A 1153-nucleotide genomic window follows, 5' to 3' on the forward strand; every position below is an offset into this window, starting at 1 on the left:
GAGAGGACGTGCTGCAACTGGTCCAGACGCTGACCGATGCCGATGGTGACAGTGACAGCGCGACGCTGGACCTGAGCGACGGTGTGTTCACTATCCGTGACGACGCACCGACGGCCGAGCAAGACGGCAACTTCGACGTACCCGCCTTCGAACTCAACGAATCCGATGCCCTCAATGACGATGGCGTTCGCACCCAGACCCAAGAGTTGGCCGGTGCCTTTGGCAGCGAGCTGGACTACGGCAGTGACGGCGAAGGCAGCGTTGACTACGCGCTGACCTTGTCAGGTGAGAGCGTGAACACCGGTCTGTACGCCCTGGATCCGAGCAATGAAAGCGAGGACAACCCGGGCCAAGGCGCCGAGATCGTACTGGTCGATAACGACGGCACCATCGAAGGCCGCGCCGACGGCGAAGTGATCTTCACCATCAGCACGGATGGCGAAGGCAATGTGACCTTCAGCCAGTCCGGCAACCTCTGGCACCCGCAAGCCAGTGACAGTGACGAGTCAGCCAACGACCCGGTCAACCTGTCGCTGGAAGCCGGTGTTCTGCAACTGGTCCAGACGCTGACCGATGCCGATGGTGACAGTGACAGCGCGACGCTGGACCTGAGCGACGGTGTGTTCACCATCCGTGACGACGCACCGACGGCCGAGCAAGACGGCGACTTCGACGTACCCGCCTTCGAACTCAACGAATCCGATGCCCTCAATGACGATGGCGTGCGCACCCAGACCCAAGAGCTGGCCGGTGCCTTTGGCAGCGAGCTGGACTACGGCAGTGACGGCGAAGGCAGCGTGGACTACGCACTGACCTTGTCAGGTGAGAATGTGCCTACCGGTCTGTTTGCCCTGGACGCCGAGGCCGAGAATGGCCAAGGTGCCGCGATCGTACTGGTCGATAACGACGGCACCATTGAAGGCCAGGCCGACGGCGAAGTGATCTTCACCATCAGCACGGATGGCGAGGGTAATGTCACCTTCAGCCAGTCCGGCAACCTCTGGCATCCGCAAGCCAGTGACAGTGACGAGTCAGCCAACGACCCGGTCAACCTGTCGCTGGAAGCCGGTGTTCTGCAACTGGTCCAGACGCTGACCGATGCCGATGGTGACAGTGACAGCGCGACGCTGGACCTGAGCGACGGTGTGTTCAC

General features: G+C 61.8%; 1 protein-coding gene. It reads left to right on the forward strand.

The features are described 5' to 3' along the window. On the forward strand, positions 1-1153 hold a 1153-nt coding region (locus QC816_RS18260), incomplete at both ends, for a DUF5801 repeats-in-toxin domain-containing protein (RefSeq protein ID WP_309783856.1).

Source organism: Vreelandella janggokensis (genome assembly GCF_031451615.1).
Taxonomy (GTDB): Bacteria; Pseudomonadota; Gammaproteobacteria; order Pseudomonadales; family Halomonadaceae; genus Vreelandella; species Vreelandella janggokensis.